Origin of the sequence: Lewinella cohaerens DSM 23179, from assembly GCF_000379805.1 — a bacterium.
Lineage (GTDB): Bacteria > Bacteroidota > Bacteroidia > Chitinophagales > Saprospiraceae > Lewinella > Lewinella cohaerens.
Window position 1 is genome coordinate 1 of the sequence record NZ_KB903606.1, and the last position, 1,750, is coordinate 1,750.

General features: G+C 45.5%; 1 protein-coding gene and 1 pseudogene. Both read right to left on the minus strand.

What is annotated here, in order from left to right; genetic code table 11:
• Nucleotides 1-1,055, minus strand: a 1,055-nt coding sequence (locus A3EU_RS33350; RefSeq protein ID WP_052331342.1) for a hypothetical protein, incomplete at its 3' end; no start/stop codon positions are given.
• Nucleotides 1,056-1,230: 175 nt separating this feature from the next.
• Nucleotides 1,231-1,750: pseudogene (locus tag A3EU_RS34690) on the minus strand (hypothetical protein); the annotation flags it as partial.

Here is a 1,750-nt window from a genome sequence, read left to right on the forward strand (position 1 = left end):
TCGTCGTTGGTCAAGCCATCGTTGTCTTGATCACAAGGACCAGCAGCAGGATCAGGATCACAGGGATCGAGGGGGTCGGTGTTATCACCCATTGTTAGAGGATTACCATCGGGGCCGTTGTATTCGTCACCGTCATTAATTCCGTCACCGTCCGTGTCAGGATTGGTAGGGTCGGTTAGTGCCAACACTTCTTCCTCGTTGGTCAAACCGTCACTATCCTGATCACAGGCACCGGCGTTCATATCTGGAGAACAGGGATCGTTGGCATCACTTATACCTGTCGCTACTACCGTTGTTGTAGGATCATCAACACCCGTAACTTCTTCTCCATCATTATAACCATCATCGTCACTGTCCGCATCAGTAGGATCGGTACCAGCGATAATCTCCTCGTCATTGGTCAAACCATCATTGTCTTGATCACAAATACCTACATTAACATCAGGAATACAAGGGTTTCCTTCATCAGGATCATCTACGCCTACGTAGCCATCTCCATCAATATCAGGAGGAGTACAATTGACGGGTGAATCACCATAGTTTGCTTGATAATAAGGGGTGCTGAACACATCAAAGAAAGCCTGATTAAAATCAGAGCCTCCCATAGAAGGTTCGGAGGAATCAGGATCCGTACCATTTATAAACAAGCGTACTTCATCTGTACAACCACTCGCTCCAGGCAAGGTAAAGGTGAACATTAATTGTTCTGTCCCCATCAACAGCATGATGACGCTTCCGCCGGTAGTAACCGAGTGGAAATCTGCCGCCGGATTGGCCGAAGGAGCGTATACTCGCGTCTGGTCTGACCAAAATCCACCACTAACCGGGGTAACCAAAAGTGGGCTATCCATTGTTGCTGATGGAACCACCAAAGAAATCTGGCTACCGCCGCCCAGAATAAAAGTGGTTTGCCCAAAATCCGGGCGAATGTAGACTTCGTAGACGTTGGTATCAAAATTATACCTGACGGTATAGTCTACGTTCTGTGCTTGTAGCCCGACCGTAGCAAGGTAGAAGCACATTAAAAGAAATAGGTAACGTAAAATGTTTTTCATGAGTATTGAATTGATAATTCTTGAAGTTATTAGGCATAAAAATCTCAGGAGCCGGCCATGCAACTCGACATAAGTATTTGTAAATCAGTTTATTTCGAAAAAGAAAAATGAATGTTAATCTCACCTCTGATTCTTTTCAGAACCAGAGGCGAGCATTAACTTTCCCAGTTAAAAACTATGGTAACTGCTCCAGTAACAAATCAAAGTTGAAGCTACCTCCCGGGTTTAGCGGGTAGAGTACAACTGCAATCGCTTGAATCAATACCTGGTCATTACCACCACCGTTGTATTTCACTTTACCATTCATGTTGACATCTCCCTGGAAGTATCCGAAAGCGAAGTCATAATTGAAGGAGTAGTCGCCATTCGTCGGGTAAGAGATTACATCTGCCAGAATAGCTGTTCGGTCATTTAAGCCACCATCGTATTTCACTTTTCCATCCATGTTGACATCACCACCCCAGAGAGCGCGGCGGTTGTCAGGAAGGATGTACATCTCCGCATTTTCATAACCGGCCGTGTTATACAACTGGGTACCGGTAAGCGTCGTAAAATCTACGGTTACATCCCCTGCTACCGGAATAGAAGTCTGGACAGTCATCGCTCCCAAGTGGTTACGATGCTTGATGCTGACATAGAAATTGGTAGCTGTAATATTCATTTGGAGCACTCCACCTGTAGCTGCGTCTACAATA